At 63.9% G+C, this 3,307-nt stretch carries 3 protein-coding genes; 1 reads left to right on the forward strand and 2 read right to left on the reverse strand.

Features of this window, described 5'->3' with window-relative positions; translation table 11 throughout:
* The coding region (locus VKP01_RS01005; RefSeq protein WP_324409779.1) for a hydantoinase B/oxoprolinase family protein at positions 1–1,665 on the forward strand (1,665 nt) is incomplete at its 5' end.
* Between the two features lie 41 nt (positions 1,666–1,706).
* Here the strand turns inward: VKP01_RS01005 and VKP01_RS01010 are convergent.
* Both VKP01_RS01010 and VKP01_RS01015 read right to left on the reverse strand, forming a co-directional pair.
* On the reverse strand, positions 1,707–2,465 hold the full coding sequence (locus VKP01_RS01010; protein ID WP_324409780.1) for an FkbM family methyltransferase: 759 nt from the start codon (positions 2,463–2,465) through the stop codon (positions 1,707–1,709).
* A 73-nt stretch (positions 2,466–2,538) separates the two neighbouring features.
* Positions 2,539–3,307: aminomethyltransferase family protein (locus tag VKP01_RS01015; RefSeq protein ID WP_324409781.1), on the reverse strand; the 769-nt coding region annotated here is incomplete at its 5' end.

Consider the following 3,307-nt stretch of genomic DNA (forward strand, 5'->3'; position numbering starts at 1 on the left):
CCCGGCCCGGCGATCGTGATCGAGCCGAACCAGACCATCGTCGTCGAGGACGGCTGGGAGGCGCGGCTGACGGAGAAGGACCACCTGGTGCTCGCCCGCGTGAAGGCGATGCCGACCCGTCATGCGGTCGGCACCGAGGCCGATCCGGTGATGCTGGAGATCTTCAACAACCTGTTCATGTCGATCGCCGAACAGATGGGCGTCACGCTGCAAAACACTGCCTATTCGGTCAATATCAAGGAGCGGCTCGATTTCTCCTGCGCCGTGTTCGCCCCGGACGGCCAGCTCGTCGCCAATGCCCCGCACATGCCCGTGCATCTGGGTTCGATGGACGAATCGGTGAAGACCGTGATCCGCCTCAACCCGGACATCAATCCCGGCGACGTCTTTACCCTCAACGCGCCCTATAACGGCGGCACGCATCTACCCGACATCACCGTCTGCACGCCGGTCTTCGATGATGCGGGCCAGGAGATCCTGTTCTGGGTGGCGAGCCGCGGGCATCACGCGGATGTGGGCGGCGTGGCACCGGGCTCGATGTCGCCGCTCGCGACGCATATCGAAGAGGAAGGCGTCTATATCGACAATTTCAAGATGATCGATCGCGGGCGCTTCCTGCGCAAGGAGCTGGAAGATCTGCTCACGGGCGCCACCTATCCGGTGCGCAACGTCACGCAGAACGTCAATGATCTCATCGCCCAGGTCGCCGCCAACGAGAAGGGCGTGGCGGAGCTGCGCAAGATGCTAACCACCTTCGGGCTCGAAGTGGTGCGCGCCTATATGGGCCACGTGCAGGACAACGCCGCCGAGAGCGTGCGCAACCTGCTCGACAACCTCACCGATTGCAGCTTCGCATACGAAATGGACCAGGGCTGCGTGATCAGGGTGGCGATCTCGGTCGATCGCGAGAATCGCCGGGCCAAGGTCGATTTCACCGGCACATCGCCGCAGCGCGAGGACAATTTCAACGCGCCCATGCCGGTGACCCGTGCTGCGGTGCTCTACGTCTTCCGGGTGATGGTCGATGACGCCATCCCGATGAATGCGGGTTGCCTGCGCCCGATCGAGGTCGTGATCCCGGAGGAATCAATGCTCTCGCCAAGCTATCCGGCGGCGGTGGTGGCCGGGAATGTCGAGGTCAGCCAGGCGGTCACGAATTGTCTCTTCGGTGCGCTGAAGGCGATGGGCGCCTCGCAGGGCACCATGAACAACCTCACCTTCGGTGACGACCAGTATCAGTATTACGAGACGATCTGTTCCGGCTCTCCCTCCGGGCCGGGATTCGACGGCACCGATGCGGTGCATGTGCACATGACCAATTCCCGCCTCACCGATCCGGAAATCCTGGAGACGCGCTTCCCCGTGGTTCTGGAGGATTTCCATATCCGCAAGGGCTCGGGCGGCAAGGGACGCTGGAAGGCAGGCGACGGCACCAGCCGCACGCTGCGCTTCCTCAAGCCGATGTCCTGCGCCATCCTCGCCTCCCACCGCCGCGTCCGGCCCTTCGGCGTCGATGGCGGCGAGGCGGGTGAAGTCGGGCGCACCTATGTCCGGCGCAATGACGGGCGGCTCGAGGAGCTCGGCGGCTGCGACCAGACGCAGATGGAGGCCGGCGAAGCGGTCACGGTGATCACGCCCACCGGGGGCGGCTACGGCAAGGCCTGAGGTGGCAGTGCGCGCGGGCGGTTGAACCCCCGCGCGCCGCGTCAGAAATTGACCCAGTACTGGTCGGCATGGATCGTGCCGATATGGTGATAGCCGAGGCTCTTCAGGGTTTCGGCATTGGCGTCGTCGAAGGCCTCGATCTGGATGAGGCACCTGTTGCGCGTCAGCGCGTGATGCATGCCGGCGATCACCTCGCTTTCGAACCCCTCGCAATCCATCTTGATGATCAGGGTCTCGCTGGCGACATCCGCGACCTGATCGAACGGCATCACCGCAACCGAATATTGCCCGGTACACCCCGCATCCGGCTCCCCTTTGACGACAATGCGCGAGGTGCCCCGATTAGCCTGCGCACCTTCACGAAAGGCGAGCTCGGCCTCTTCCCGTCCCAGAGCGTAGTCGCGCACGGCGATGCGCTCTTCGAGCCGGTTGAGCGTGATATTGCGTTCGAGCAGCCGCCGGTTGTTGCGGTCGGGCTCGAAGGCAACAGCAGAGGCGACGACGCCCTGCCCGACCAGCACGCAAGCGTAGAGGCCGAGATTCGCGCCGATATCATAGAAGCGGTCCGGCTTTTCGCGCCGCGCCCAGTCCATCAGAAAGCGCAGCTGGCGATTGTCGTAGGTATTGACCGCAATCCCCTTGGACACGCTGTCGCCGAGGGTGCAAACAAAGCGCGCATCGAAATAACATGTCTCGAAAGACGCCTTCCCGTGCCGCCAGCGAAACCACAGCTTGCGGACACTGCCGATCTGGCGGCGCAGCCAGGAATGGCTGCGCGTGTGAACGAAGGGGTGTTTCATCTGTCGTCTCCGCAACGCGTCGCAGACGACTGAGTGCCCCTCCCCCCGGCGCGCGTCAAGCGCACCGTACGCCTCAGGCCCGCAGCAGCGCATTCTCCGGATCATGGGGGCTCTCACCGAGCACAGTGGCGATGCAGGGTGCGCCCAGCAGATCCATCTCCATCTGCGTACCCTCCGCAGCGTGATCCGGGCGGACCATGGCGAGCGCCAGCGATTTGCCGACGCGGAAACCGTAAGCGCCGCTCGTGGTGCGCCCGATCATCTCGCCGGCGCTGAAGAGCGGGTTGTTGCCCAGCGAATCGGCGTCGTTATGGCCGCTCACTTCGAGCGTCACGAAGAGATTGCGCAGCCCCTCCGACTGACGCCGCAGCAATGCCTCGCGCCCCAGAAAATCCCCCTTGTCGAGCCGGATGAAGCGGTCGAGCCCAGATTCGAGTGCCGGATATTCGATCGACATCTCGGTTCCCACCATGCGATAGGATTTCTCGATGCGCATGGACTCCATCGCCCGGATACCGAAGGGCGCGAAGCCGAGATCGGCACCCGCTTCCATCAGCGCGTCAAAGATGTGGTTTTGATATTCGATGCCGTGATGGATCTCGTAGCCGAGTTCGCCCACGAAATTCACGCGCAGCACCTTCGCCGGGGCCAGCCCGATGCTGGTTTCGATCCCCGCCAGCCAGGGCAGCGCCGCCTTGGAGACGTCGTCGGTGCAGACACGTTCGAGCAGCATCCGCGCCTTCGGGCCGGCAATGACGAGCACGCCCATGGCGCTGGTGAGATTGTCGAAATTGACCGAGCCGTCGCGCGGCAGATGCTTGCCGATCCAGTCATGGTCGAGG

It is taken from the genome of Saliniramus sp. (genome assembly GCF_035311605.1).
Classification (GTDB): domain Bacteria; phylum Pseudomonadota; class Alphaproteobacteria; order Rhizobiales; family Beijerinckiaceae; genus Saliniramus.

Coding starts and splice junctions, on each gene's coding strand:
- VKP01_RS01010 (WP_324409780.1), bottom strand. CDS start 2,465: ATGAAACACCCCTTCGTTCACACGCGCAGCCATTCCTGGCTGCGCCGC.